24 protein-coding genes, 1 tRNA gene and 1 riboswitch are annotated in these 25,527 nt (G+C 63.1%); of the genes, 11 read left to right on the forward strand and 14 right to left on the reverse strand.

Annotated elements, in window-relative coordinates:
- The first annotated feature begins 159 nt into the window (after positions 1–159).
- Positions 160–258, forward strand: a riboswitch (glycine riboswitch).
- Between the two features lie 153 nt (positions 259–411).
- The 4 genes from gcvT to gcvPB are packed head-to-tail and all read left to right on the forward strand — an operon-like array spanning position 412 to position 4,898.
- Entirely contained in the window at positions 412–1,545 is a 1,134-nt protein-coding gene (gene gcvT / locus ACX3VQ_RS08760; protein ID WP_462580517.1) for a glycine cleavage system aminomethyltransferase GcvT, read from the forward strand.
- Between the two features lie 4 nt (positions 1,546–1,549).
- Positions 1,550–1,921: a glycine cleavage system protein GcvH gene (gene gcvH, locus ACX3VQ_RS08765; protein ID WP_462570380.1), complete on the forward strand. Its 372-nt coding sequence runs from the start codon at positions 1,550–1,552 to the stop codon at positions 1,919–1,921.
- A gap of 41 nt (positions 1,922–1,962) precedes the next feature.
- Positions 1,963–3,339 (forward strand): aminomethyl-transferring glycine dehydrogenase subunit GcvPA, encoded by a 1,377-nt coding sequence (gene gcvPA / locus ACX3VQ_RS08770; protein ID WP_462580519.1) that lies wholly within the window; start codon positions 1,963–1,965, stop codon positions 3,337–3,339.
- Positions 3,336–4,898, forward strand: a complete 1,563-nt coding sequence (gcvPB, locus tag ACX3VQ_RS08775; protein ID WP_462580521.1) for an aminomethyl-transferring glycine dehydrogenase subunit GcvPB — start codon at positions 3,336–3,338, stop codon at positions 4,896–4,898. The genes gcvPA and gcvPB overlap by 4 nt, the downstream gene beginning before the upstream one ends.
- A 20-nt stretch (positions 4,899–4,918) precedes the next feature.
- Here the strand turns inward: gcvPB and ACX3VQ_RS08780 are convergent, their stop codons facing one another.
- Complete coding sequence (locus tag ACX3VQ_RS08780; protein WP_462580524.1) at positions 4,919–6,202, reverse strand: lipopolysaccharide biosynthesis protein; 1,284 nt, start codon at positions 6,200–6,202, stop codon at positions 4,919–4,921.
- 176 nt (positions 6,203–6,378) lie between these two features.
- On the opposite strand from ACX3VQ_RS08780, the gene ACX3VQ_RS08785 reads away from it, so the two are divergent.
- Entirely contained in the window at positions 6,379–7,104 is a 726-nt protein-coding gene (locus ACX3VQ_RS08785) for an Nmad3 family putative nucleotide modification protein (RefSeq protein WP_462570375.1), read from the forward strand.
- On the opposite strand, the gene mmsB is transcribed toward ACX3VQ_RS08785, so the two are convergent.
- The 7 genes from mmsB to ACX3VQ_RS08820 form a co-directional block, all read right to left on the reverse strand.
- Positions 7,091–7,957 (reverse strand): 3-hydroxyisobutyrate dehydrogenase, encoded by an 867-nt coding sequence (gene mmsB, locus ACX3VQ_RS08790; RefSeq protein WP_462580526.1) that lies wholly within the window; start codon positions 7,955–7,957, stop codon positions 7,091–7,093. The genes ACX3VQ_RS08785 and mmsB overlap by 14 nt on opposite strands.
- 5 nt (positions 7,958–7,962) lie before the next feature.
- Positions 7,963–8,304 (reverse strand): hypothetical protein, encoded by a 342-nt coding sequence (locus ACX3VQ_RS08795; RefSeq protein WP_462580528.1) that lies wholly within the window; start codon positions 8,302–8,304, stop codon positions 7,963–7,965.
- 1 nt (position 8,305) lies between these two features.
- Positions 8,306–9,100 carry an enoyl-CoA hydratase-related protein gene (locus ACX3VQ_RS08800; RefSeq protein ID WP_462580531.1) on the reverse strand — a complete coding sequence of 265 codons (795 nt, stop codon included), beginning with the start codon at positions 9,098–9,100 and terminating at the stop codon, positions 8,306–8,308.
- 100 nt (positions 9,101–9,200) lie between these two features.
- Positions 9,201–10,250, reverse strand: coding sequence for an enoyl-CoA hydratase/isomerase family protein (locus ACX3VQ_RS08805; protein ID WP_462580533.1), 1,050 nt, complete (start codon positions 10,248–10,250; stop codon positions 9,201–9,203).
- On the reverse strand, positions 10,247–11,392 hold the full coding sequence (locus tag ACX3VQ_RS08810) for an acyl-CoA dehydrogenase family protein (RefSeq protein ID WP_462580536.1): 1,146 nt from the start codon (positions 11,390–11,392) through the stop codon (positions 10,247–10,249). Before ACX3VQ_RS08810 ends, ACX3VQ_RS08805 begins: the two co-directional genes overlap by 4 nt.
- Before the next feature lie 20 nt (positions 11,393–11,412).
- Positions 11,413–11,721 (reverse strand): I78 family peptidase inhibitor, encoded by a 309-nt coding sequence (locus ACX3VQ_RS08815; protein ID WP_462580538.1) that lies wholly within the window; start codon positions 11,719–11,721, stop codon positions 11,413–11,415.
- On the reverse strand, positions 11,721–13,214 hold the full coding sequence (locus ACX3VQ_RS08820; protein WP_462580540.1) for a CoA-acylating methylmalonate-semialdehyde dehydrogenase: 1,494 nt from the start codon (positions 13,212–13,214) through the stop codon (positions 11,721–11,723). The genes ACX3VQ_RS08815 and ACX3VQ_RS08820 overlap by 1 nt, the downstream gene beginning before the upstream one ends.
- A gap of 172 nt (positions 13,215–13,386) precedes the next feature.
- Between ACX3VQ_RS08820 and ACX3VQ_RS08825 the strand changes: the two genes are divergently transcribed.
- A tRNA-Gly gene (locus ACX3VQ_RS08825) sits at positions 13,387–13,460 on the forward strand.
- Between the two features lie 63 nt (positions 13,461–13,523).
- Here the strand turns inward: ACX3VQ_RS08825 and ACX3VQ_RS08830 are convergent.
- A complete protein-coding gene (locus ACX3VQ_RS08830; protein ID WP_462580542.1) occupies positions 13,524–14,363 on the reverse strand; it encodes an alpha/beta fold hydrolase in 840 nt (279 codons plus the stop codon).
- Positions 14,364–14,445: 82 nt separating this feature from the next.
- Positions 14,446–15,141, reverse strand: a complete 696-nt coding sequence (locus tag ACX3VQ_RS08835; protein ID WP_462580545.1) for a crotonase/enoyl-CoA hydratase family protein — start codon at positions 15,139–15,141, stop codon at positions 14,446–14,448.
- Between the two features lie 149 nt (positions 15,142–15,290).
- Here ACX3VQ_RS08835 and ACX3VQ_RS08840 point away from each other — a divergent pair, with 149 nt between their 5' ends.
- Positions 15,291–15,872, forward strand: a complete 582-nt coding sequence (locus ACX3VQ_RS08840; RefSeq protein WP_462580547.1) for a TetR/AcrR family transcriptional regulator — start codon at positions 15,291–15,293, stop codon at positions 15,870–15,872.
- Positions 15,873–16,106: 234 nt separating this feature from the next.
- Here ACX3VQ_RS08840 and ACX3VQ_RS08845 read toward each other — a convergent pair whose 3' ends face one another.
- Positions 16,107–18,323 carry a TonB-dependent receptor gene (locus ACX3VQ_RS08845; RefSeq protein ID WP_462580549.1) on the reverse strand — a complete coding sequence of 739 codons (2,217 nt, stop codon included), beginning with the start codon at positions 18,321–18,323 and terminating at the stop codon, positions 16,107–16,109.
- Between the two features lie 272 nt (positions 18,324–18,595).
- Entirely contained in the window at positions 18,596–19,390 is a 795-nt protein-coding gene (locus ACX3VQ_RS08850; RefSeq protein ID WP_462580550.1) for an SDR family oxidoreductase, read from the reverse strand.
- 125 nt (positions 19,391–19,515) lie between these two features.
- Between ACX3VQ_RS08850 and ACX3VQ_RS08855 the strand changes: the two genes are divergently transcribed.
- The 3 genes from ACX3VQ_RS08855 (at position 19,516) to ACX3VQ_RS08865 (ending at position 21,273) form a co-directional block, all read left to right on the forward strand.
- The gene (locus tag ACX3VQ_RS08855) at positions 19,516–20,076 is read left to right on the forward strand and encodes a TMEM165/GDT1 family protein (RefSeq protein WP_462580552.1); all 561 of its coding nucleotides are present in this window, start codon (positions 19,516–19,518) and stop codon (positions 20,074–20,076) included.
- Positions 20,077–20,167: 91 nt separating this feature from the next.
- Positions 20,168–20,791, forward strand: coding sequence for a 6-phosphogluconolactonase (locus ACX3VQ_RS08860; protein ID WP_462580554.1), 624 nt, complete (start codon positions 20,168–20,170; stop codon positions 20,789–20,791).
- Positions 20,779–21,273, forward strand: coding sequence for an NUDIX hydrolase (locus ACX3VQ_RS08865; protein WP_462580556.1), 495 nt, complete (start codon positions 20,779–20,781; stop codon positions 21,271–21,273). The genes ACX3VQ_RS08860 and ACX3VQ_RS08865 overlap by 13 nt, the downstream gene beginning before the upstream one ends.
- Positions 21,274–21,278: 5 nt before the next feature.
- Here the strand turns inward: ACX3VQ_RS08865 and dinB are convergent, their stop codons facing one another.
- Positions 21,279–22,421: a DNA polymerase IV gene (dinB, locus tag ACX3VQ_RS08870; protein WP_462580558.1), complete on the reverse strand. Its 1,143-nt coding sequence runs from the start codon at positions 22,419–22,421 to the stop codon at positions 21,279–21,281.
- Between the two features lie 111 nt (positions 22,422–22,532).
- Between dinB and ACX3VQ_RS08875 the strand changes: the two genes are divergently transcribed.
- A complete protein-coding gene (locus tag ACX3VQ_RS08875; RefSeq protein ID WP_462570354.1) occupies positions 22,533–23,795 on the forward strand; it encodes a multidrug effflux MFS transporter in 1,263 nt (420 codons plus the stop codon).
- 137 nt (positions 23,796–23,932) lie between these two features.
- Here ACX3VQ_RS08875 and ACX3VQ_RS08880 read toward each other — a convergent pair whose 3' ends face one another.
- Positions 23,933–25,480, reverse strand: coding sequence for an acyl-CoA carboxylase subunit beta (locus tag ACX3VQ_RS08880; protein ID WP_462580560.1), 1,548 nt, complete (start codon positions 25,478–25,480; stop codon positions 23,933–23,935).
- Between the last annotated feature and the right edge of the window lie 47 nt (positions 25,481–25,527).

Consider the following 25,527-nt stretch of genomic DNA (forward strand, 5'->3'; position numbering starts at 1 on the left):
ATCGCCTGCGCAGCGGTTGCCGGAGGAGGGCCATGGTGCCCTGACCCTGCCGCGGATCAAGCGAATCCTGTGGTTCATCCGGACTTGGAGTAGCCTGCGCAATTGACCGGGACGCGCGAATCGCGCAGAGCGATTTGGCTGCTGTGGAAGCGATTCTGCAGGCGCGTCAGCGGGAGAGTTCGAGCGGCCCCCGGGCCAATCGACGCCGAAGGAGCAACCACCCCGGAAACTCTCAGGCAAATGGACCGCAGCGCGTGTCAGCACTCTGGAAAGCGCGTTTTCGGCTGGAAAACGCCACCGAAGGGGAACGCCCGGCGCATGCCCGGCCAAGCTCTCAGGTCACCCGACAGAGGGGGTATGGATCAAGGCTTCAAGGTGAAGCTTTGCGCCTGCTGTGCGGGGACAAGTGAATTGAGCGAAGACGAACCCATCGAAGAAATTCCGCTGGAAAAGCTGCCGCTTGATGCCTGGCATCGCGCAGCTGGCGCGCGCATGGTTCCCTTCGCAGGCTATGAAATGCCGATCCAGTATGCCGGTGAGCATGGCGGCATCGTGGCCGAACACAACTGGACCCGCGAGAGCGCCAGCCTGTTTGACGTTTCGCATATGGGCCAGCTCACGCTGAGCGGCGATGATGCGGCAGGTGAGCTGAAAAAACTGCTCCCCGGCGCGATTGTCTCGCTTAAGCAAGGGCGGATGCGCTATTCGCTGCTGCTCAATGATGAAGGCGGCATCATCGACGATTTGATGGTGACCAATGTCGGCCCGCATATCGCGCTGGTGGTGAATGGCGCGTGCAAGTGGGACGATATCGCCCATCTGCGCGAGCATTTGCCTGACGAGATCACGCTCACCCATCATGACGAGCAGGCGCTGCTGGCATTGCAGGGGCCCAAGGCGGGCGAAGTGCTCGAAGCGCTGCTGCCGGGCAGCGGTGCGCTCACTTTCATGACGGCCGCCATGTTTGACTGGGGCGGGGTGCCGCTATGGGTCAGCCGTGCGGGCTATACCGGTGAGGACGGCTTCGAAATCTCTGTGCCCGCTGAGCATTGTGCCAGGCTGGCCGATGCATTGGTTGCTGACGAGCGGGTCAGGCCCGCCGGGCTTGGTGCGCGGGATTCGCTGAGGCTGGAAGCCGGTCTGCCGCTCTATGGGCACGATCTTTCGACCGATACCGATCCGGTCAGTGCCGATCTGGTTTTCGCGCTTACAAAGAGCCGCCGCGAGACGGGCGGCTGGATGGGCCACGAAGCGATCAGCCGCGTGCTGACGCAAGGCCCGGCGACAAAGCGGGTTGGCCTGATGCTCGATGGCCGCATGCCCGCGCGCGAAGGGGCCGAGGTTTTTGCAGGCAATTCCAAGGTCGGGATCGTTACCAGCGGCGGCTTTTCGCCCACGCTCGGGCGCCCGATCGCGATGGCCTATGTCGATAGTGCGCAGGCCGCAGATGGCACCGCGCTGGAAATCGAGGTTCGCGGCAAGCGCCTGCCCGCTACAGTTACACCCATGCCTTTTGTTCCGCACCGCTATTATCGAGGGAGCTGATCTGATGCCGCGTTACTTCACCGATGAACATGAATGGATCGATGTCGAAGGCGAAACCGCCACCGTCGGCATCTCGGATTATGCGCAAGAGCAGCTCGGCGACATTGTATTCGTCGAGCTTCCTGCGGTTGGCGCGCTGGTTGAGCAGGGCGGCGATGCCGCAGTGGTCGAAAGCGTGAAAGCAGCAAGCGATGTTTACGCGCCGATCAGCGGCAAGGTTCTTGAAACGAACGAGAACCTCGAAGAAGACCCCGCGCTGGTCAATACCGACCCTGAAGGCGATGGCTGGTTCTTCCGCATGACGATTGCGGACAAGGATGAGCTCGACGGGCTGATGGACGAGGCGGCATACAAGGCGTTTGTCGACGAGCTTTGATACCAGCCCTTCCCAATGGCGGGGGGCGATTAGGAGTTAGAATGCGCTACCTACCACTGACCGACACCGACCGCGGCGAAATGCTGGGCCGGATCGGCGCGGCCTCCATTGACGATCTGTTCGTCGACGTGCCCGAAGCGGCGCGGCTGTCCGGCCCGATTGCGGGCCTGCCGCTGCACGCCGGGGAGATGGCGGTCGAGCGGCACATGCGCGCGCTTTCGACGAAGAACCTTGCGGCGGCGGATGCGCCGTTTTTCCTGGGGGCAGGGGCCTATCGCCACCATATCCCCGCCAGCGTCGACCATATCATCCAGCGCGGCGAGTTCCTTACTTCCTACACGCCCTATCAGCCCGAGATCGCGCAGGGCACGTTGCAAATGCTGTTCGAATTCCAGACGCAGGTCGCCCGCCTTTATGGCTGCGCGGTGGCCAACGCCTCGCTCTACGACGGGTCGACCGCGTGCTGGGAAGCGGTGGCGATGGCGGGCCGGGTTACGCGGCGCAAACGCGCCGTGCTTTCGGGCGCACTCCATCCGCACTATGCCGAAGTGGTGCGCACCATGGCGAAGTTCACCGGTGACGAGATTGCCGATGCCATGCCGAGCATGCAGGCTGCGCCCGACAATGACGGGCTGATCGCGCGGATTGACGAGCAAACCAGCTGCGTGGTGGTGCAATATCCCGACATTCTGGGCCGGATCGCCGATCTTGCACCGATCGCCGAAGCTGCGCATGCGAAAGGCGCGCTGTTGGTAGTGGTCAATACCGAGCCGGTGGCGCTGGGCGCGATCAAATCGCCCGGCGAAATGGGCGCCGATATCGTCGTGGGCGAGGGGCAGTCGCTGGGCGTCGGGCTGCAATTCGGTGGGCCCTATCTGGGCCTGTTCGCGGTGCGCGATCCAAAGCACGTGCGCCAGATGCCGGGGCGCCTGTGCGGCGAGACTGTGGATGCGGAGGGGAAGCGCGGCTTCGTGCTGACGCTTTCGACCCGTGAGCAGCATATCCGGCGCGAAAAGGCGACCAGCAACATCTGCACCAATAGCGGGTTGTGCGCGCTGGCGTTCAACATCCACATGACATTGCTGGGCGAAAAGGGCCTGCGCGCGCTGGCAGCGGAAAACCACCGGCTCGCCTGCCATGCCGCCGAACGGCTGGGCAAGGTGACGGGCGTGAGCGTGCTCAACGGCACCTTCTTCAACGAATTCACCTTGATGATCGGGCAGGATGCCCGCGCTGTGGTGCACAAGCTGGCGGACATGGGCGTGCTTGGCGGGGTGTCGCTGGGGCGGCTTTATCCCGGCGTTGAGCGCCTGTCCCAAGGGCTGCTGGTCGCAGTCACCGAAACCACCACCGAGGAGGATATCGAAGCCCTTGCCTGCGCACTGGAAAAAGTCCTTGGCTCGGAGGTTTCGGCATGAACTCCCCCAACGCATCCGGGTGGAAGCCCGAAATGACCCGCAGCGAAGGCTCCGGGCCAGCCACAACCACCGGCAACCGTGCGCTGATGCTGGAAGAGCCGCTGCTGTTCGAGATCGGCCGCGCCGATGTGACCGGGGTCGACCTGCCCGAACCAAGTGCCGATGCGCCCAACCGCCTGGGCGGGCTGGACCGCGCCGAACCGATCGGGCTACCCGGCCTGACCGAGCCGGAAACCGTGCGGCATTACACCCGGCTCAGCCGCCAGAACTATGGCATCGACCTGGGCTTTTTCCCGCTTGGCAGCTGCACCATGAAGCACAATCCGCGCCTCAATGAGAAGGTGGCGCGCATGCCCGGCTTCGCCGATGTCCACCCGCTGCAGCCGCAGGAAACCGTGCGCGGTGCGCTTGAAGTGATCAATGAGCTTGCGTTCTGGCTGATCGAGCTCACCGGCATGCATGGCGTGGCGATGACCCCCAAGGCGGGGGCGCATGGCGAGCTGTGCGGCATTTTGTGCATTCGCGCGGCACTGGAGGCGCGCGGCGATGCGCGCGAAGTGGTGCTGGTGCCCGAAAGCGCGCATGGCACCAATCCGGCGACGGCGGCGTTTGCCGGTTACCGCGTCGAGAATATCCCCGCGAATGCAGACGGGCGGGTTGATCTGGCGGCGCTCAAGGCGCGGCTGGGGCCGGACGTGGCAGCGGTGATGATCACCAACCCCAATACCTGCGGGCTGTTCGAGCGCGACATGAAGGCGATTTCCGATGCGGCGCACGCAGCGGGCGGCTTCGTCTATTGTGACGGGGCGAACTTCAACGCCATCGTCGGCAAGGTGCGCCCGGGCGACCTTGGCGTTGATGCGATGCACATCAATCTGCACAAGACCTTTTCTACTCCGCATGGCGGCGGCGGGCCGGGGTCTGGCCCGGTGGTGCTGTCTGAAGCGCTTTCGCCCTTTGGGCCGCTGCCATTTACAGCGCGCACCGCCGATGGCGTGGTGCATCTGGTGGAGGAAGAGGGTGCCGAGGAATACGGCCATTCACAGGCCTTTGGACGGATGGCTGCCTTCCACGGCCAGATGGGCATGTTCACGCGCGCGCTGACCTATATCCTCAGCCACGGGGCAGACGGGCTCAAGCAGGTGGCCGAAGACGCGGTGCTGAGTGCCAATTATATCCTGCGCAGCATGGAAGATTTGCTCGACGCGCCCTTTGCCGCCAGCGGGCCGTGCATGCATGAGGCGCTGTTCGGCGACAAGGGCTTTGGCGGCGATCTGTCGACACTAGATCTGGCCAAGGCGCTGATCGACGAAGGCTATCACCCGATGACGATGTATTTCCCGCTGGTGGTGCATGGCGCGATGCTGGTGGAGCCGACCGAAACCGAGAGCAAGGCCGCGCTTGACCAGTTTATCACCGCCTTCCGATCGCTGGCAGAGCGGGCGCGGGAGGGCGACGAAAGCATGAAGCAGGCGCCCTATTACGCGCCGCGCCGGCGGCTTGACGAAACGCTGGCCGCGCGAAGGCCCAAGCTCACCTGGGAAGCGCCGGACGGCTGATTTCCCGGAGTTGGCAGTGGTTATCGCGAGGCTTTGCTTTCCCCGTCAGGCTTCGTGTCGGGTTCGATCAGGATGCGGATCTGCTGGAGTGAAAGGATCGCGATCCAGAAGCCGACCACCGACAGCAGGCTCGATCCCAGCACTGCAAAGGCTGCGCCCTTGAGCCCGTTCCATTCGATAGCGGTGTTGAGCAGCGCAAAGGCAAGCACGGTGGGCACAGCGCGGGCAATGAAAGCGGTGCCCGCGCGCCCGGCTGAAACCAGCAGCGATTCAAAGCTTGCCCCGACCATCTCGATCGCCCCGGCAATCGACAGGATCACCATTGCCCAATAGACCTTGCTGAATTCTGCACCGGCGATCGCTTCGATGCCCCAACGCCCGAAGAACAAGGCGAACAGCACCGCCAGAATGCCGCCGATCAGCGCAATATTGGCCATCCGCCGGGCGATGTCATGCGCGGTGTCGCGCGCATGGACAAGTTCGGGATAGATCGCCTTGGAAACGGTCTGCGCCAGCTGCACCAACGCTTGCCCCAATTGCGAGGCGACGCGGAAGCCGCCCGCCAGCACCTCTCCGCCAATCGAGCCGACCAGCAGGATCATCATCTGCTTCCCGCCGATATTGAGGCTGCCGCTGAAATTGGTCGACCAGACAAAGCGCCACGCATCGGGATGGTCGCGCGGGATATTGCGCAGGCTGATCTGCGACAGGTCGATCCGCTCGATCCGTGCGGCTGCGATCCACAGCGCGGCAGCCACAGCAATTTCGGCGGCCGCCCATGCCAGAATGAAGCCAAATACGGATGGCATGAAGATCACAGCCAGCCCGGCGCCGGTCGCGCGAACGATCGGCTGTACCGCTTCGACGGTGGTCGCCACGCCATATCTGAAGCGCAGCCGCAGCAGGCCGGTGGGCGTGGTCCGGATCGCGAGCAAGGAAACCATGCAATAGCCGAAGGCGATTGGCAGCAGGTCAGGTGGAAGCGGCAACCAGTAAGGCGCCGTTCCCACCAGGACTGCGGCCAGCACCGTGCCCAGCGCCAGGCTGAGCAGATCGAGCGCGATGGCGAAGCCGGTCGCCTCGCCCGGCCCATCAGGCCCGGCACCCCAGCGTACCACGAATTGCCAGGTCTGGAAATTGGCCAGCCCCATCACCGCCTGGCCCAGCGCCACGATGATCGCGAAATGGCCGAAGCCCTCAAGTCCCAGCGTGCGCGTGGCCAGCGCCAGATAGACCAGGCTCAGAACCGCGTTCACTCCGCGCCCTGTCAGAAGCCAGCCTATGTTTCCGAAGAGACGTCGCATTGCAGTTACAGCGCGCAGGCTCAACCTGCCGCCAATTCTCCTGCGGCAAAGAGGTAGCAAGGCGCGCCTGCCACGGTGCGTGCGGGGTTCATGCCGTTCATTGCAACGCCCCTTAGGCGCGAATTGGCGCTAGGCAAAGCCTTGTCATCCATCAGGGCTGGCGGCAGGAGAGGAGCATGCGGATTATCTTCAGTCGCAAGGGGTTTGACAGCGCGGCGGGTGGCGGGCCTTCGCCGGTCATCGCGGGCAGGCCCGTCAGCCTGCCGATCCCGGCAGGTGCGGCCTCGCGCACCACCTATGGCGCGCTTGGGCTGGGCGAGCATGCTGCGCGGGCGAGCAAGGGCAGACTGGGAGAGGGGGATCTATGTCACCACGATCCGATGTTTCTGGCAGATGGCACCTGCGCCTTTGGCCAATGCGGCGCAGCGCAAACCCACCTTGAGCGGCAGGGGGTAGAGGCGGGGGACGTGTTCCTGTTCTTCGGCCTGTTCCGCGACCAAGCGGGCGGCGAACCGCATCACCGCATTTTCGGCTATCTCGAAGTGGACGATATTGTGCCGCTGGCAGATGGCGCCCCGCAGGGACTGGTCGAGCTTGGCCATCCGCACGCACTGGCGATGCATCACCGCAACGATTGCATCTATCGCGGGCCGGGGCAGGTGGCGGCGCGTGCGAGTGAGACTCTGCGGCTGAGCGTGCCGGGCGGTCCTGTCACGCTTTGGCGGCGCCCGGACTGGCTGAGGCGCGGGGAATTGACCTATCACGATCGAGCGGACCGATGGTTGCGCGGCGGCAGGCTGCGCAGCGTTGCCCGCGGGCAGGAATTCGTCGCCGATATCGGGCGGCGGCAGCCACCGCGCGATTGGCTGGCAGGGATTCTGGACGAGATCAGAGCGTCTTGATGATCGCCGAGAAATCCAGCCCGCCGTTTTGCTCCGCAAACGCCTCGTAAAGTTCTTGCGCATGCTTGCCCAGCGGGGTGGAGGCGCCGGAAGCCTGCGCCGCTTCCATCGCCAGCTTCAGATCCTTGAGCATCAGCGCCGTGGCGAATCCGCCCTGGTAATCATTATCGCTGGGGCTTTGCGGCCCGACGCCGGGAACCGGGCAATAGCTGGTCATCGACCAGCACTGGCCACTGGAGACGCTGGAAATGTCAAAGAAGGTCTGCGGATCGAGCCCCAGCTTCTGCGCCATCTCGAACGCTTCGCAAGTGCCGATCATGTGGATCGCCAGCAGCATGTTGTTGCAGATCTTGGCGGCCTGGCCATTGCCCGCATCGCCCGCGTGGATCACGGCCTTGCCCATCGCGCTAAGGATCGGTTCTGCCCGTTTGAAGGCGCTTTCTGTGCCGCCAACCATGAAGGTTAGCGTGCCGGCATTGGCCGCTGCAATCCCGCCCGAAACCGGGGCGTCAACCATGTCATAACCCGCTGATTCAGCTTGTGAAATGACCTCGCGCGCGGTGGCGACGTCGATGGTCGAACAGTCGAGCAGAACGGCACCCTTGGGCGCCTTGCCGATCACGTCGCTGGTATAGACCGATTTCACGATTGCACCATTGGGCAGCATCGAAACCACGGCCTCCGCGCCCTCGCACGCCTCGGCAGCACTGGTGAAAGTCGAGCAGCCATGCTCGCGCGCGGCAGCCAGCGCCGCTTCGGAAAGATCGAAGGCGCGCACCTCGTGCCCGGCCTTGACGAGGTTCGCGGCCATCCCGCCGCCCATATTGCCGAGGCCGATGAATGCGATCTTCATTGCGCTTAATCCTTGAGATTGGTGCCGAGCATCACGGCAGCGGTATCACCGCTATGCTTCCAGGCAAGAAAGGTGAGGTAAGGCAGCAAGAAGCCGGCGCCGCCCAGGAAAGCCACGGCTGCCAGAATCATCCCTGCGGGGGAGAAACCGTTGCGCCACGCCGTCCAACTGGCGGACAGGAACAGCATCAACATGAAATCCAAGTTGAATTGTCCCTGCCAGGTCCATTCGGAAATGGCGCCGAAAAAATGGGGGAACAGGTTCAGCCCCTGATCGGCAGCGACGTAACCAGTATAAAAGGCCAACGCGCCCCAAAGCACCATGAGAAGAAGGTAAAACGGCTTCATGCTAACGCCCCTTCCATTGGCCTTCGCGCTTTTCGATGAAGGCCGCCATGCCTTCCGCCTTGTCCTCACTCGCGGTGAGGATCTGGAAGATGCGGCGCTCGATGATGATCCCCTGGTCGAGCGTCATCTCGAAGGCCGAATTGACCATCTCCTTGTTGGCGATCGCGGCCATCGGCGGCATCGCGGCAATCTGCGCGGCGGTTTTGAGCGCCTCGGCGATCAATTCCTCATGCGGCACCACCCGCGCCACAAGATTGCTGCGTTCAGCCTCTTCCGCGCCCATCATCCGGCCCGTCAGGCACATTTCCATCGCTTTCGACTTGCCCACCGCGCGGGTCAGCCGCTGCGATCCACCCATTCCGGGGGCCACGCCCAGCTTGATCTCCGGCTGGCCGAACTTCGCCTTGTCGGACGCGATGATGAAGTCCGCCATCATCGCCAGTTCACACCCGCCGCCCAGCGCAAAGCCGTTTACCGCCGCGATCCACGGCTTGCGCGTCTTCTTCACGATCTCGCTGGTCCAGGGCGAAAAGAAATCGTCGAGGTAGAAATCGGCGGCCGGTTTGTCGGCCATTTCCTTGATGTCGGCACCTGCGGCAAAGGCCTTGTCGCCGCTGCCGGTCAGCACCGCGCACAGCTGGCTGCCATCGGCCTGATAGGCGGCAAAGGCCGCGATCAGCTCGGCCAGAACCTGCGAATTGAGCGCGTTCAGCGCCTGCGGGCGGTTCAGCGTGATCAGCGTCACGCCCCGGTTGCTCTGGGCATCGGTCTCGACGGTGATGGTTTCGTAAGTCAAGGTTCTCTCCTAATTCGTCATCGCGAGGAGCCGCTTGCGGCGCGGCGATCCAGATAGCGCAGAAGCTGGATTGCGTCGCTACGCTCGCAATGACGAGTGCCTAACTTGATAATGGCACCCACTCCTCGCCCTCGGGCAGCGGGGCAAAGATGCTGTCGAGCAGATCTTCGGTCACGCCTTCGGGGGTTGCCGGATCCCATTTGGGATCATTGGTCTTGTCGGTGATCACCGCGCGCACGCCCTCGGCAAAATCGGGGCGTACCAGCACGCGGCTGGCGATGCGGTATTCCATCCGCATATTGTCAGCGAAATCGGTGAGCTTCGCGCTGGTGGCAAGCTGCCGCAGCGCCACCTTGCAGGTCTGGGGGCTTTTGGTGGATAGCGTCGCCAGCTCTTTCGCGGCCCATTCGCTGCTATCGGCCTCGAGGCTGGCGAGGATGTCTTCATAGCGGTCAGAGGTGAAATGCTTGCGGATCGCGCTGTAATTGTTCTCTATCCGCGCTTCGGGCGGCGATGCCGAAAGCGCTGCAAGCACGCCTCCCGGCTCATGGCCTGCGGCGATGCGCGCCTTGGCTTCCTCAAGCCGTTCCGATGGCAAATAATGCGTGGCAAGCCCCGCCCACAGGCATTCGGCACCGTCGAGCCGCGCGCCGGTGAGTGCGAGGAATTGCCCGAGCCGCCCTTGCAGGCGCGAGAGATACCAACCGCCCCCCACATCGGGGAACAGACCGATCCCCGTTTCGGGCATGGCAAGGCGCGTGTTCTCGGTTGCGACGCGATATTTCGCGGGCTGCGAAATGCCCACGCCGCCGCCCATGGTTACGCCGTCCATGAAGGCCGCCACCGGCTTGGCATAGGTAAACAGCTGGTGGTTGAGCTGGTATTCGTCGTGGAAGAACTTGCGGCCCGACACGCCGCTGTCATTCAGCGCCGAATTGCGCAGAAAGGCGATGTCACCGCCCGCGCAGAAGCCGCGCCCGTCGGCGTGATCGATGATTACGACCTTCACCGCATCGTCCGACGTCCATTGCGTGAGCGCCGCGCTCATCGCATGGCACATCTCCAGCGTCAGCGCATGCAGCGCCTTGGGCCGGTTGAGCGACAGCCTGCCTGCCGCTCCCTCGGTCGAAATCAGAACTTCGCCGCTCATTGCCTCAGCAAATCCCTTCCCACGATCATCCGCATCACCTGATTGGTGCCTTCGAGGATCGAATGCACGCGCAGATCACGCCAGAAGCGTTCGATCGGGTAATCCTTGAGATAACCGTAGCCGCCGAACAGCTGGAGCGCGTTGTTGACGACATTCGAACCGCTATCGGTTGCGAGTCGTTTGGCCATGGCGGAAAAGCGGCTCTTGTCCGGGGCATTGGCGGTGACCTTGCAGGCTGCGAGATAGAGCAGCGCGCGCGCCGCCTCCAGCTCGGTCGCCATGTCCGCCAGCATGAACTGGGTGTTCTGGAAATCTGCGATCGGCTGGCCGAACTGCTGGCGCTCCTTGGTGTATTTGATCGCCTCGTCGAGACAGCGCTGCGCCCCGCCCAGCGAACAGGCCCCGATATTGAGCCTGCCTCCATCGAGCCCGGCCATGGCAAAACCGAAGCCTTCACCTTCACCGCCGACCCGGTTCGCGGCAGGCACGCGCGCATCCTCGAAGATCAGCTGCGCGGTCGGCGAAGCGTTCCAGCCCAGCTTCTTCTCCGGCGCGCCGAAGGAAACGCCCGGAGTATCCTTTTCGACTACAAGGCAGGAAATGCCCTTTGATTTGTGTTCGCTGGTGCGCACCATCACGACATAAATGTCATTATAGCCGCTGCCCGAAATGAACTGCTTGGTGCCATTGAGAACGTAGTGATCGCCATCCAGCCGGGCGGTGGTCTTGAGCGCCGCCGCATCCGATCCCGATCCCGGTTCGGTCAGGGCATAGCTGGCGATATGCTCCATGGTCACCAGTCTCGGCAGGAATCTGGCCTTCACCTCATCGCCGCCGAAACGGTCGATCATCCAGGCCGACATATTGTGGATCGAGATGAAGGCGCTGGTCGCCGGGCAGCCATAGGCCATCGCCTCCATGATCAGCGCGGCTTCGAGCCGGCCCAGGCCGATCCCGCCCGATTCCTCGGACACATAAATCGCGCCAAAGCCGAGTTCGGCGGTTTGCTTGATCACATCCTTGGGGAAGTGGTGCTTTTCATCCCATTCGGCGGCGAATGGGGTGATATTGTCAGCAGTGAAACGCTGCGCCATCTCCTGGATCGCGAGCTGGTCATCGCTAAGCTGGAATTGTCCTGACATGTGCTATCCCTTCGCCCACTTCAGCCGCAGCTGATCCGCTCGATCACATAGTTGTCGTCATAGGACACGGTCAATCGATCGGGGCGATAGTCCATCGTAACCGCTGTGCGCGGCGGGACCCAGCGCAAGGTGCGGGCACCGGAAAGTTCCAGCAGGATCGCGCCAGACCTTTCCGAAGCCTTGTGGCCGATATGCTCTTGCAGCGCGGAAGCGTCGCAAGTCGCCTCAACCGGCTTGTGCATGGGCGGTGCAGGTTCGGCGGCCTGCGGCGCCGCGCAGGCGGTGACGGTCAGGGCGAATGCCGGGAGCAGGGCTGTGCGCATCATCATCAACCCATCGTCGGGATGACGAAGGCGTTGCTGCCGTCACCACCCCCGTCTGGCCAGCGCTGGGTGACCTTCTTGGTCTTGGTCCAGAAGCGGAGGCCTTCCATGCCGTACTGGTCGATGTCGCCAAAGCCGCTGCGCTTCCACCCGCCGAAGCTGTGATAGGCGACCGGCACCGGAATCGGCACATTGATGCCGACCATCCCCACATTGACGCGGGATGCGAACTCGCGCGCGGCATGGCCGTTGCGGGTGAAGATCGCCACGCCATTGCCATATTGGTGCTCGCTCGGCAGGCGCAGCGCATCCTCGAAATCCCTCGCCCGCACGATCTGGAGCACCGGGCCGAAGATCTCTTCCTGGTAACTCCTCATCTGTGGAGTGACGCGGTCAATTAGGGTTGGGCCGATGAAGAAGCCGTTTTCATGGCCCTGCAAGGTGAAGCCGCGCCCGTCGATCACGATCTCGCCGCCTTCCTCCTCCGCAGTGGTGATCCATTGCTCGACCCGCGCCTTGTGCTCGGGCGTGACGACCGGGCCGTAATGCGCATCGGGATCGTTCGACACGCCGATGCGCAGCGCATTGATCGCCGGGATCAGCTTTTCGCGCAGCCTGTTGGCGGTGTCCTCGCCCACCGGCACCACCACCGGCAGCGCCATGCAGCGCTCGCCCGCCGAACCGAAGGCCGCGCCCGCCAGATCGTTCACCACCTGGTCGAGATCGGCGTCAGGCATCACGATGCCGTGGTTCTTCGCCCCGCCGAAGGCCTGCACCCGCTTGGCGTTGGCGGTGCCTCGGGCATAGATATACTGCGCGATGTCAGAGGAACCGACGAAGCTGATCGCGGCAATATCGGGATGGTCGAGGATGGCATCGACCATTTCCTTGTCGCCATGAACCACTTGCAACAGCCCCTCGGGCGCGCCCGCCTCCACGAACAGTTCGGCCAGCCGCACCGGCACGCTGGGGTCACGCTCACTGGGCTTGAGGATGAAGGCATTGCCCGCCGCAATCGCCATGCCGAACATCCACATCGGGATCATCGCGGGGAAGTTGAACGGGGTGATACCTGCGCCGATACCAAGCGGCTGGCGCATCGAATAGACATCGATGCCGGGGCCGGCGCCCTGCGTATATTCGCCCTTCAGCGCGTGCGGGATGCCGCAAGCGAACTCGATCACTTCGAGCCCGCGCTGGATATCGCCATGCGCATCCTCGATCACCTTGCCGTGCTCGCTCGACAGCAGTTCGGCCAGCGCCTGTTTGTTGGCTTCGACCAACCGCTTGAACTCGAACATCACCCGCGCGCGGCGCTGCGGATTGGTGGCGGCCCATTCGGGCTGCACCTTCCTGGCGGTGGCCATCGCCTTTTCAAGCAGGGCCGCATCGCCCAGCGCCACTTCGGCCTGGATCTCACCGGTCGAGGGGTTCCACACCTGGTGCTTGCGGGTTGGGGCGGGGCTGTCGCCAACTATGAAATGGTCGATCTGACGCATGATATTCCTGACTCTCCTTCGCGCTGCCCACATGGCGCGCGGGGACGCCCATGGCAAGGGTATCAGGCAGTCTTGCCCTTTCTTGCCCTGTCTCAGGCGCCGTCATAGGCGAATGCGATTGACCCGCCACTGCCGATTGTGCCAATGGCCTCGCCCTGCCGCAGCGCAGCTCGCGGGTGTAGCTCAATGGTAGAGCAGCAGCTTCCCAAGCTGACGACGAGGGTTCGATTCCCTTCACCCGCTCCACGCAAACAGGCGGCGTGGCTTGGGCGCCCGCTTCACACCCCTTCGGTTATGGTATGGCGTGCTTCAGCGCGCTGTGCGGGTTTCGGACTTGGCCACGTCAATGAGAAACCGGGCCGTCAGGTCGATGGCTTCGCTCGAGCCAAGCAACCGGTTGTGGCCGAATCCCCGAGTTTGCAGAGTGCGGCAGCCCGGCCAGACCCGGCGAATCCGCTCGGCGTCTCCGGCGTCGACCATCGTGTCTTCGAGATCATAGATCGCAAGCAGGCGGGAACCGGGTTCGCCCCGCCACGCCAGCCCGGCTTCCAGCGCCTCCCACTCGGCATCGAACTGCCGGGCAAGCATGGGTTTGACGAGGTCCACCGCCTGTTCGCTTGCGCCCATCTGGCGAAAGCGGTTGAGCGGTACATAAGGCACGAAAGGCGCCGCCAGGGCGACGTATGCCTGCGCCGAGATCCCGTGGGTTCGGCGCGCCGACATGATCGCCAGAGCCGCAGCGGAATGCGCGATCCAGGCGAAAGGCATGGTGCCAAGGTGATCTGCCAGCGCGCGCGCATCAAGCATGAACCGATCGAATCCCATCGGCCCGGGGGCCGAGGAACCGTGGTTGCCCGCATCGATGACGATGGCCTCGAAGCCGAAGTCGACCAGGGCGTTGGCCATGCGCAGGAACTGGGTTCCCTGGCCGCCCCAGCCGTGCACCAGCACCACCACCGGCCCCTCGCCGGCGCCAAAGCGCCATGCTGCGAGCGATTCGTGCGGCCCGAAGCGAAAGCCCTCGGCCCGGGCCAGGGTCGCCGCATCGGCCTCGCGCTGGGGCAGGACGATCGGCGGTTGGTTGGACATTGCGTGGAAGAATTCTTCCGCTTGCGCCTGAAGCCCGGCTGCCGCTGAAAGCTGATCCATTGCTCAATCCTCGAAAGAATCCGGAGCTGCCTGCGACCCGATGGGCATGGCGGCGGCCTTCAAGTGGCAGCTCCGGACCAGTTCAGGCACTTGCCATCAATCGTTCACGTGCGGCTGTGTCAATTGCGGCGACCACTCCGGCGCGCAGGCGCTGCTTGGTCGAGGCATGGGCTGCCATGTCGATCTGCTGCAATTGCCCGATGACTTGCTCGGCCGCATTATCGAGCATGGCCGGATCGACCAGGACATCGAGGAAGCCGGCTTCCAGCGCTTCTGCGGGCAACAGCATCTGCCCCAGCGCAGCCGTGCGGTGCAGCAAGGAAGGCAGCAGGCGATGCCGCGCCAGCTCGAGTGCAAAATCGGGCACGGCAATTCCGATCGCCACTTCGTTCATGCCGATCCGGTAGTCTCCCTGTGTTCCGATTCGGACGTCGGAAGCAAGCAGCAGGAATGCCCCCATTGGGTAGGCATGGCCCTGGCACAAGGCCACAACGGGGAAGGGATGCTGAAGCAGGGCGAGGATTGCCCTGACCCCCGCTTCCAGCAGCTTGCGGCTGGCTTCGACATCCCGGCTGGCCAGCGGTTTGACGTCGAAACCGGCGGAAAAGACCTTTTCCCGTCCGGAGCGTAGCACGATCATGGCCTTGTCGGCCTGTGCCTGGCCAGCCGCCGCGCAGAATTGATCAAGCAGGTCGGCAGTCATCACGTTGACCTTGCCATCATCTATCGTGATGGTCGCCCGCCCGTTCCGGTAATCATATGTCACTGTGTCTGTCATTGCCGATTTTCCCTGGCCGCTTGCCGCCGATCTGCCGAAATGATATAGACCAGTCAATATATTTTTACAGAGCGGGTTTGTGGATGGCGCTGGCTTGACCGCGTAGCCGCTCTCGCGCAGGGCATGGTTCAATCGGGGCAGGAGAGCGCATGGCAGGCAAGGCAAAACACCGGCAGCCGATCATTGATGCGGCGGTTCGCCTGTTCCGGCAGCAAGGTTATGCCGCGACCGGGCTTAACGAGTTGGTCGAGCAGAGCGGATCGCCGAAAGGCTCGATGTATCACTATTTTCCTGAGGGGAAGCCGTCAATCGCCGTGGCTGCAGTGGAAGAGGCGGGGCGGCGCGTGGTCGAAACGCTTGCAGCGCTGGCGGAGAAATCCGCTTCGACCGGCGAGCTTGTGCGTGGCCACGCCGGTTTGCTGGCCGGCTGGATGGAGAAATCCGGCTTCAGGGATGGCTGCCCGATGACAACGGTATTGCTCGAACTGGCGCCGGACAATGCCGAGGTTGCGGAAGCCGGACGCCGCGCCTTCGCCGCACGCCGGGAAGTGCTCACTGCAAAGCTGCGCGCCGATGGATTTTCCGCCGAAGATGCAGAGCGGCTGGCGATGCTATGCACCAACGCCATTCAGGGCAGCCTGGTCCAGGCGCGGGTGGAACGCAGCCGCCGTCCGGTTGAGCAGACCGCCGAATTGCTGGCGGAGCTCCTTGACGCGGCTATGCGCCATTAAATACGGGGAATTCCCCGGATCTTGTCTTCGGCGGAGAAGTGCCGCCGGGTTGCACGGCGGACGTCTTTGACCACCCGCTCAGCACTGGCTTTGGGTTTAGAGGAGTTGGCGCTCATCTTCGTTCCTTCGTCACTAGGGCGAGAGCCAACTCCTCCTTCAATCACAACCTCGATCTGGTGTCATAGGTGCTGACGGGGAACACCATTAGCCAAATAGGTGAAGCGTCCGTCATGATCAACGAAATGTCCGCGAGAACTTGATCCCGAATTCGCTCGCATCGTTGCTCAGGATATTGAGGACATATGGCCCCACATCCAAGGCCGCCTGAGTATAACGTTCATCGGTGATGTTCTTGCCATAGGCAGAGATCGACCAATCCGCATCTGTTGGTTCATAGGTGATATTGAAGCCCAGCAGATCGCGGCTTTCGATGAATGCCGTGGCTGCATTGTTGGGCTGGCCCTCCATGCTGCTGCGATATGAGTAATCGACCCGCGTGGTGACCGTGCCACCCGGCAGGTCAAATCCAACCTGCGGGCCGATGGCAATGGTCCATTTTGGCGTCAGCGCAGCGCGATTGCCATTTGCAATGCTGCTTCCGGGTTCGACGTTTTCAAACTCTGAATCGATGTAGCCAACCGATGTATTGAGAGAGAAATTCCCATACCTGATGTTCCCTTCCCACTCTACGCCCACTGACCGCAGATCACCTGCATCGTCAGTCACCGTGATAAAGCCGTCGGGCCCAATCGTGCTGACCTGAGCAGGAAAAGAGCTGTACTCGGTATAGAAACCTGAAAGCGACATTTGCAGCCAGGAGAATGGTTCACCCTTGATGCCAGCTTCATAGTTGGTTGCTGTTACCGGATCGGTGGCAAAGAATGTAGCGGCGCCGCCGAACGGTCGCGCCGGGAATTGCCCGGACTGATAGCCGCGCGCAATCGTTCCGTAGACATTGAGATCGTCTGCCAGTGCGTAGGTGGCAGAAGCCTCCCAGGTCACCTCGTTGAAGTCCGCCGAGCCCCCGAATTCCGGCGCAAAGCCCAGGTCTGCGGTCGCCTCCTTGCTGTCATCGGTATAGCGAATGCCGCCGGAAACACGCAAAGCATCGGTCACTTGGACCCCGATATTGCCAAAGACAGCATAGCTCCGCGTTTCCTGGGTCTGTTCGAAAAGTCCGCCACCAAAGCTGTTGAACGTTGTGGGCTGCTGGAAATTGAACCCTTCCTCGTCGAAATAGTATAAACCACCGACATAGTCGAAAATGCCGGATTGCCCGCTTAGCTGGAGCTCGAACGAATATTGCTCAGCCTCGCCGACTTCGGGAAACGAGAGAAAATCCAGTTCGGCGCCGTCATCATCGAGGCCGCCCTCATACTCGGAATGGCGATAGCTGCCGATCAGCTTCAGATCGAGATTATCGGCCAGCGCATATTCGATAATGCCGCTGAACCCGTAGGCGGAATTTGTGGCCTGCGCCAAATCGGCCTGCCCCGAGTTTGAGTCGTACGGGTCTTCGGCTTGGCTGGTAACCGGGTCCAACCCGCCTGCACAAGCGAGAGCAAACGGGCCGAAAAGATCAGCTATATCTTCCGCCGTGCAACCACCGGGCGGCACTTTGATCGTAGTGGTGAACGGGCTTTGGCCGTTCTTTCCGTCATTTCCGTCTGCAGTAAGCCTGATCGACAGCCGGTCACTGGGGGTCCATTTCAGCGCCACGCGGCCTGAAATATCCTGAAGTTCGCCAACCCGCGCTTCGGGATTTGGAATGTTGAGGAAATCACCAACTCCATTGCGCTTGTCGATCCCGAAACTGACGGAAACTGCCAGCGTATCGGTCAGTCTTGTGTTGGCATAGACGTCACCAGCCAGTCGGCCACGTGTGCCGGCTTGCAAGTTGATCGTCGCAAGTTCCTCATCCCCGGGCTGCTGTGTGATTATGTTGATTGCACCGCCAATCGAGTTGCGGCCAAACAGAGTGCCTTGCGGACCGCGCAAGACTTCCAAACGCTCGATGTTCGACAGGCTCAGGTTCTGGCCGATCTGACGGCCGAGATATACGCCGTCCACATACACGCCCACTGTCGGGTCGATCACGATCAGGTGATCCTGGAAACCGATCCCGCGGATGCTGGGAAATTGCGAACTGGGATTACCGGCCCCGAAATTTGTGACCGTCAGATTGGGAACATATTTGCCAATATCGATGATATTGTCGGCGTTGCGCTGTTCGAGGGCTTCCGGACCAAAAACCGTTACCGCAACAGGCGCCTCATAGACGTTCTGCTCGATACGTTTCGCGGTCACGATAATTGTGTCGAAATTGCCTGATGCGCCTTGGTCGGCATCGACCGGCGCCTCCTGGGCCGAAAGGCCATTTGGAATGGCACCCAAAGCAACGGCTGCCGTTGTTCCGGCCAACCAGGTGCGGAATTTCACTTTATTTTTCATGCAATAATCCTCCATTCGCCAAAGGCGCCCATTCTCTTGACCAATGCTGATTGCGACCAGCTGGCAATGTAACGTCGAGTGACTGGCGAGACATTCACCGCATACGGCTATAACCATTCGCGAAGCGCTTCATAGGGTGTTTTCCTTTGAAGGCTCCGTGTGGTCCTCAGGAAATTCCGCGGACGTTATAATTAATTACGGCGGCGGTGCGCTGCGCCAAGGATCGCCGCGTCGCCTGCGGCTCCTCGCAATGATGGCGCGTGGGGTGGTCGTTACTTCGGCGGCATGCGGATCGCCCCGTCGAGCCGGAACTGGTGCCCGTTGATATAGCTGTTGCGCGCAATCTCCAGGATCAGCGAAGCGAATTCCTCTGGATGGCCGAGCCGCTTGGGGAAGGGTACGCTGGCATTGAGCTGCGCCCACATCGCCGGATTGCGGTCCTTCATCCCCAGCATCAGCGGCGTCGCGAAGATGCCGGGCATGACAGAATTCACGCGGATGCCGATATCCATCAAATCGCGCGCCATCGGCAGCACCAGCCCGTTCACGCCCGATTTGCAGGAGCCGTAGATCACCTGGCCGATCTGCCCGTCCTGCGCGGCGACACTGGCGGTCAGCGTGATGCAGCCGCGCTCGCCATCCTCGTTCAGCGGCTCGGCATTGGCCATGCCCAGCGCTGAGATGCTGGCGATACGGTAACTGGCGACCAGAATGCCCTGCGCGCCGAATTCGTAATCCTCGGTCGGCAGGCGCTTGTAGCCGCCCTTTTCCTTGTCCCAGGCCAGCGTCTTGCCGCGGCGGCTGGCCATGGCGCAGTGCACCGTCACACGTTCCTGCCCGTTGGCCGCGCGCGCGGCGGCAAAGCCATCCTCGGCCGATTGCTCGTCCATGATGTCGACATGGTGGAAGCTGCCGCCAATGGCCCTGGCGTGGGCTTCGCCTTCCGCGTCATTGATATCGAAGATCGCGACTTTCAATCCGGCATCCGCCAGCGCCTGCGCGCTCGCCCGGCCCAGGCCCGACGCCCCGCCTGTCACCACCGCTGCCATACCTGCTTCGAGTTTCATTGCCTGCTCCTGCCGATTTCCGTGCCAGGCGGCATACTAAGCCGCCATGCGAACCATATCGCCTGCCCAATTGGTGAATGGCAAGGGCAATGGCGGCAGGCGCACAGCACTGCTAGGCGAAGGCCATGGTGCTGGCACTGATCATGCTGATGGCAAGTTTCGCCGCCGCGCTTGGCGGGCGGGCGCAGTTGACCCTTGCGCACATGGCGATCGGGCTGGGGCGCAGCGGCGGGCTGTTGTTGGCAGGCCTGGCAACAGCTGCTCTCACGGCAATTGCCATGGCCGCTGCGGGGGCATGGCTGGGAGGCCAGGCCAGCGCTGGCTCGCAACTGCTGCTGGTATGCGGGGCGCTGGTGCTGGCGGCGGCCGACCTCGCCTGGCCGGTGCGGATTGCCGCTCCCGCAGAGCCGACGCGCTCGCTGGGTGCGATCACGCTGGTGCTGGCGGGACGCCAGCTGTTCGATGCGCCGCGCTGGCTCGCATTTGCCGGCGGGGCTGCGCTGGCGGAGGGCACTCCGGCGGGCACTCCGGCGGCAGGGGGCGCGGCAATCGGTGCGGGGCTGGCCATGCTGCTCGGCTGGCTTGTGCCCGCGCGCGTCAGCGAAGCGGCGACACTGCGCGCGCTGCGCTGGGCAATCGGAACCGGCTGCCTGCTGGCTGCGCTATTGATCGCAATGATGCTCTGAGATTGGATCAAGTAATTCACCGCATACGAATTTTATGCTCCGGGGCCGTTTCCGCACTGGTCGGGAGCGGCCCGTTTGCTACAAGCGCCGAATGGCTGATGTGACGATTGTGGAAGGTGCCGATACGGGCGCGATTGCCGACTGGCTTGAGGCGCGGATTGCTGCGGCAATGGCGGCGACCGAAGGCCCGGTAGCGATCACCGTGCCGGGCGGTTCGACCCCGTTTCCGATCATGGAGCAGCTCGTCACACGCGATCTTGACTGGTCGCGGCTGGTGGTGTGGCCGGGTGATGACCGGATCGTGCCGGAAGAACATGCAGCGTCGAACACCGGCAAGATCCGCGCGCTGTTCGAGCCGGTTGGTGCCAGCGTTGCGAGTTTGTCAGAAGATGCGGCGTCACCGCATTTCGCGCTCGCCTGGCTCGGCATGGGGGGCGACGGGCACATTGCCTCGCTGTTCCCCAATACCGATCCCAAAGTGGACGATCCGCAGGCCGTGCGCCGCCTGACGCCCGACCCGCTACCGCCCGAAGCGCCGTTTGACCGGATCACGCTGACCATCCCTGCGCTGCTGCGCGCGGATGCGATCCTGTTCACGCTTGGCGGCTCGGCTGACAAGCGCGCGGTGTTCGATGCCGCGCTGGCCGGTGCGCATGATCTACCGGTCGCGCGGCTTCTGGGCGCGGCAAGCCAGGATGTCACATGCTTCACCTGATCATCCGCCTGATACCCGCGCCGGTGCACCGGGCGATCCTGCCGGTTGCCTACCGGCTGCGGCACCGCTGGCGGCGCTGGCGCAAGGCGCCGATCGTGGGCTGCAATGTGATCGTGACCGACCTGCAAGGCTCGATCCTCCTGCTCAGGCACAGCTATGGGCCCGATCATTGGTGCCTTCCCGGCGGGGGCGTGGGCCGCGGCGAGGATCCACTTGCTGCCGCGCAGCGCGAACTGCGCGAGGAACTGGGGTTGGATCTGGCGCGTGCTCGGTCGCTGGGTTCGATCGAAGGCGAGATTTCCGCTTCGCCGCATAGGATGCATCTGTTTGCCGCGACGATTGACCGCCATCCGAAGCCGGATTTGCGCGAAGTGGTGGAAGCGCGCTTCTTCCCGGGCCATTCGCTGCCGATGCCGCTTGGTGCAGGGACTCGCCGCGCGCTCGAGCATTGGCGCGCCGAGCGTGGCAGCCAAAGCAGCTAGAGCAGCTAGAGCAGCGAAAGCTGGGCTTCGTCGCGCGGGCGATCCTGCCCGGCCTCGTCGCCCTCAAGCTTCGACAGTGTCAGCCCCATCAGCCGGATCGGCATCGGCAGCGGCAGCAGCTCATCGAGCAGAGCCCGCGAAATCCGCGCGAATTCGGCCTTGTCCGCAACTGGATGGTCGACCGTCTTGGCCCGCGTCACGTTCTGGAAGTCGGTGTATTTCATTTTCAGCGTGACGGTGCGGCCCTTGGCCTCAGTCTTTTCGATGCTGTCCCACACAATCTCGATGATATTGTCGAGCGTTTCGCGCAGCGCGGGGCCGGACGAGATATCCTCGCTGAAAGTACGCTCACCGCCCACAGACTTGCGGATGCGGTGGGCACGCACCGGGCGAAGGTCGATCCCGCGCGCGGCACGATAAAGATAATCCGCCTGGCTGCCGAAATGCTGGCGCAGGAAGGCGATGTCTCTCGCCGCCAGGTCCGCGCCGGTCACGATGCCCAGCTTCGCCATTTTTTCTGCGCCCTTGGGCCCAACCCCGTGGAAGCGCCGCACCGGCAATCCGGCGACGAAATCCGCCCCTTCGCCGGGCCGGATCACGCACATTCCGTCGGGCTTGTTCTGATCGCTGGCGAGCTTGGCGAGGAACTTGTTGTAGCTCACGCCCGCGCTGGCGGTGAGCCTTGTCCTGGCCTTGATCTCTTGCCGGATCAGCTGCGCAATGCGGGTGGCAGAGCCAATGCCGAGAAGATCGTCGGTGACGTCGAGATAGGCCTCGTCCAGGCTCAGCGGCTCCACATGCGGCGTGTAATGCTCGAAGATGCGGCGGATTGTGCGGCTCGCTTCCTTATAGGCATCGAAGCGGTGGCGCACGAAGATGAGATCGGGGCACAGGCGTTTCGCAGTGACTGAAGGCATGGCGCTGCGTACGCCGAATTCGCGCGCTTCATAGCTGGCGGCGGCGACCACGCCGCGCCCGCCCGCGCCGCCCACGGCCACCGGCTTGCCGCGCAGTTCAGGATTGTCGCGCTGCTCCACGCTGGCGAAGAAGGCATCCATGTCGACATGGATGATCTTCCGCAGGCCCATGGAATCATTGGGGCCTTCCGCGCCATCGCCATCGCCATCTTCGCTGCCGTGATCCGCCATCGCAGCATCTTACGCGCAGCCGCGATGCAGCGAAAGCACGCCCGCGCCGAAACCCGCGCAGGATCAAAAAGCGGCTTTCCTTATTGGCGGTCAGCGCGCAAGAACGGGGACATGTCCTCTCCGGCGTCCCAATCCTCTCGCCCCTTCGGTGAGCGCGAACTTATCGTGCTGATGGCTTCTTTGATGAGCCTGCAGGCTTTCGGCATCGATTCGATGCTGCCGGCGCTGGGCCTGATGGCGGACGATCTGGGTGCAAACGGGAATGACCGGCAATATGTCATCAGCGCCTATTTCCTGGGGGCAGGGATCGGCGCCTTCTTCCCCGGCGCCTTTGCCGATCGTTTCGGGCGGCGACCGGTGCTGTTCGTCGGCATCATCGCCTATGTCGGCTTGTCGCTCGCCTGTTCGATCGTGCAGGACTTCGAGACCCTGCTGGCACTGCGGCTGGTGCAGGGGATCGCCTGCGCAGGCCTTAGCGTAGTGCCCACCGCGATCGTGCGCGACCGGGTGGGGGGTGATCGCATGGCGAGCATGATGAGCCTGATCATCATGATCTTTCTGGCGGTGCCGGTTTTTGCCCCGGCGATTGGTCAGTTGATCCTGATGTTCTTCGATTGGCGCGCGATCTTCGATGCCATGGCGGTGATGGGCACGATCGTGGGCATCTGGGTATGGTTGCGCCTGCCCGAATCGCTGTCTGAAGATAATGTGCAGCAGATCGATCCGGTTACGATCCTGAAGAACATGGGCCAGGCACTGTCGAACCGCATCTCGGTGGGATATGTGGTTGGCAGCGCGCTGGTGTTCGGATCGCTGTTCGGCTTCCTCAATTCCAGCCAGCAGCTGATCGCGGAAAGCTTTGGCGCAGGCGATTATTTCGCGCTGATCTTCGGCGCCTCCATCATCGGCATGGTAATCGCCAGTTTCACCAATTCGCGCATTGTCGAGAGATTCGGAGCAAGGCGGGTGAGCCACGCCGCGCTGATCGGCTTCCTGGTGGCCAGCATTCTGCAAATGATTTCCGCCGGGCGCGGCGGGCAGACGCTGTGGGAATTCGTGCCGCTGCTGGCGCTCAACATGACCATGCTGGGTTTTGTCGGCGCCAATTTCAGCTCGATTGCGATGCAACCGTTCCAGCATATTGCAGGCGCGGCATCCTCGGCGCAAACCAGCTTGCGGATGGTAACCGGTGCCGTGCTGGGCGCGGCAATCGGCCAGGCTTATGACGGCACGGCGTTTCCGCTGGGCGTGGCGATGACGCTGTGCGCGCTGATCGCTCTGGTGCTGGTGCTCTATAGCGAGCGGGGCAAGCTGTTCCGCCGCCCCAACCAGGCGCGGCGCTATATGGAATTGCACGATATTCTGCGGCATTAGGGTAGGGAGCCACTTCTATCACCCCTTCCCTTGAGGGAAGGGGCGGGGGATGGGTGTTCCACGCCAGCGAATGCCGAACCCCCACCCCAACCCCTCCCCAAGGGGAGGGGAGTTAACGGGCCTGCTATCAAATCGTGTCAATCACTGCCTAACTTGCGCCAAGCCAGCTGCGCGAATTCGCACAGCAGCGGGCGGGTATCGCGCGGGTCGATGATATCCTCGGCATTGAAGCGCTCGGCGCTGCGGAAAGGCGAAGTGACCTTGTCCAGCCGCGCGCGGATTTCCGCCAGCGTGGCCGCCGGGTCTTCGCTTGCTTCGATCTCGGACTTGTAGGCAACCTCCAGCCCGCCCGCGATGGGGAGCGAGCCCCAATCGCCTGAGGGCCAGCAATAACGATACTGGAATTTCTCCGCATTGCTCATTGCGCTGCCCGCGATGCCATAGGCGCGGCGCAGGACAATGGAGGCGAGCGGCACACTGGCCTTGTAGATCGCGTTCATCGCATTGACGCCGTAGCGGATCGTGCCCGCCATTTCCGCCTCGCGCCCGATCATGAAGCCGGGGTTGTCCACCAGGTGGACCACCGGCAGTCGGAACTGGTCGGCCAGCTTGACGAAGCGCTCGACCTTTTCCGATGTCTTGGCCTCCCAACTGCCGCCAAGGAAGCTGGGATCGCTCGCCACCACCGCCACTGGCCAGCCGTCGAGCCGCGCAAGCGCGGTGATCGCGGCGCGGCCCCACATCTTGCCGATCTCGAACACGGTGCCGGTGTCGAACACCATGTCGAGGCAGCGGCGCATCGAATAGACCTGTTTGGGATCGCGCGGCACCAGGCTCAGCAGCGCTTCCTCGCGGCGGTGGACCGGATCGGTGCAGTTCGATCGGCGCGCGAGCTGGCCGACATGCTCGGGCATGAAGCTGAGGAAATGCCGCGCGCGGGCGAAGGCCTCGGCCTCCGATGCCACCTCGTCATCGACCACGCCGTTGCGGGTGTGGATGTCGCTACCGCCAAGCTCTTCCTTGGCTTGGCTGTGATCGGCTGCGCCCCTGTAGCTTTCGCCTAGGCCGTCAACGACAGCGGGCCCGGCGGCGAAGATCTGGCTGAGGCCGCGCACCATGATTGAGTAGTGGCTGGCAACGGTGCGGGCCGCGCCCAGCCCTGCTGTCGGCCCCAGCGCCAGCGCGACCACCGGCACGGTGTCGAGGTTCTGCACCACATCGCCCCAGCCGGGCACGGCGGGGATATAGGTCGCGCCGATCTGCTCCAGCGTCTTGACCGAGCCGCCGCCGCCCGTGCCGTCGATCATGCGGATGAGCGGCAGGCGCAGCTCGTGCGCCATCTTTTCCGCCTGCACCATCTTGCGGCTGATCCCGGCATCGGCTGCGCCGCCGCGAATGGTGAAATCGTCCGCAGTGGCGACAACCGGGCGGCCATTGATCATGGCTCTGCCGAACAGGAACGGGGCGGGGGTGACGCCGGTCAGCTCGCCATTCTCGTCATAGTGGCCGTGCCCGGCGATCTTGCCGATTTCGCGGAAGGAGCCTTCGTCGCACAGCGCCGCAAGCCGCGCGCGGGCGTCCATCTTGCCCCGGCCATGCTGCCGCGCGAGCTTTTCCGGCCCGCCCATTTCCTCGGCGAGCGCTTCCCGGCGGCGCAGTTCTTCGAGTTCTTTTGCCCAGGTCATAAATCCTCCCCCACCTCGTCATTGCGAGGCGACGTAGTCGCCGCGGC

Source organism: Altererythrobacter chaiwopuensis (assembly GCF_054957735.1).

What these genes read in the sequence shown, in the direction of transcription:
- ACX3VQ_RS08805 (WP_462580533.1), bottom strand. Translation starts at nt 10,250, where the DNA reads ATGAGCGGCGAAGTTCTGATTTCGACCGAGGGAGCGGCAGGCAGGCTG.
- gcvPA (WP_462580519.1), top strand. Translation starts at nt 1,963, where the DNA reads ATGCGCTACCTACCACTGACCGACACCGACCGCGGCGAAATGCTGGGC.
- ACX3VQ_RS08780 (WP_462580524.1), bottom strand. Translation starts at nt 6,202, where the DNA reads ATGCGACGTCTCTTCGGAAACATAGGCTGGCTTCTGACAGGGCGCGGA.
- ACX3VQ_RS08810 (WP_462580536.1), bottom strand. Translation starts at nt 11,392, where the DNA reads ATGTCAGGACAATTCCAGCTTAGCGATGACCAGCTCGCGATCCAGGAG.
- ACX3VQ_RS08840 (WP_462580547.1), top strand. Translation starts at nt 15,291, where the DNA reads ATGGCAGGCAAGGCAAAACACCGGCAGCCGATCATTGATGCGGCGGTT.
- ACX3VQ_RS08865 (WP_462580556.1), top strand. Translation starts at nt 20,779, where the DNA reads ATGCTTCACCTGATCATCCGCCTGATACCCGCGCCGGTGCACCGGGCG.
- ACX3VQ_RS08880 (WP_462580560.1), bottom strand. Translation starts at nt 25,480, where the DNA reads ATGACCTGGGCAAAAGAACTCGAAGAACTGCGCCGCCGGGAAGCGCTC.
- ACX3VQ_RS08815 (WP_462580538.1), bottom strand. Translation starts at nt 11,721, where the DNA reads ATGATGATGCGCACAGCCCTGCTCCCGGCATTCGCCCTGACCGTCACC.
- ACX3VQ_RS08830 (WP_462580542.1), bottom strand. Translation starts at nt 14,363, where the DNA reads ATGGATCAGCTTTCAGCGGCAGCCGGGCTTCAGGCGCAAGCGGAAGAA.
- gcvPB (WP_462580521.1), top strand. Translation starts at nt 3,336, where the DNA reads ATGAACTCCCCCAACGCATCCGGGTGGAAGCCCGAAATGACCCGCAGC.
- gcvH (WP_462570380.1), top strand. Translation starts at nt 1,550, where the DNA reads ATGCCGCGTTACTTCACCGATGAACATGAATGGATCGATGTCGAAGGC.
- ACX3VQ_RS08795 (WP_462580528.1), bottom strand. Translation starts at nt 8,304, where the DNA reads ATGAAGCCGTTTTACCTTCTTCTCATGGTGCTTTGGGGCGCGTTGGCC.
- ACX3VQ_RS08785 (WP_462570375.1), top strand. Translation starts at nt 6,379, where the DNA reads ATGCGGATTATCTTCAGTCGCAAGGGGTTTGACAGCGCGGCGGGTGGC.
- dinB (WP_462580558.1), bottom strand. Translation starts at nt 22,421, where the DNA reads ATGGCGGATCACGGCAGCGAAGATGGCGATGGCGATGGCGCGGAAGGC.
- ACX3VQ_RS08835 (WP_462580545.1), bottom strand. Translation starts at nt 15,141, where the DNA reads ATGACAGACACAGTGACATATGATTACCGGAACGGGCGGGCGACCATC.
- mmsB (WP_462580526.1), bottom strand. Translation starts at nt 7,957, where the DNA reads ATGAAGATCGCATTCATCGGCCTCGGCAATATGGGCGGCGGGATGGCC.
- ACX3VQ_RS08855 (WP_462580552.1), top strand. Translation starts at nt 19,516, where the DNA reads ATGGTGCTGGCACTGATCATGCTGATGGCAAGTTTCGCCGCCGCGCTT.
- ACX3VQ_RS08860 (WP_462580554.1), top strand. Translation starts at nt 20,168, where the DNA reads ATGGCTGATGTGACGATTGTGGAAGGTGCCGATACGGGCGCGATTGCC.
- ACX3VQ_RS08845 (WP_462580549.1), bottom strand. Translation starts at nt 18,323, where the DNA reads ATGAAAAATAAAGTGAAATTCCGCACCTGGTTGGCCGGAACAACGGCA.
- ACX3VQ_RS08820 (WP_462580540.1), bottom strand. Translation starts at nt 13,214, where the DNA reads ATGCGTCAGATCGACCATTTCATAGTTGGCGACAGCCCCGCCCCAACC.
- ACX3VQ_RS08850 (WP_462580550.1), bottom strand. Translation starts at nt 19,390, where the DNA reads ATGAAACTCGAAGCAGGTATGGCAGCGGTGGTGACAGGCGGGGCGTCG.
- ACX3VQ_RS08875 (WP_462570354.1), top strand. Translation starts at nt 22,533, where the DNA reads ATGTCCTCTCCGGCGTCCCAATCCTCTCGCCCCTTCGGTGAGCGCGAA.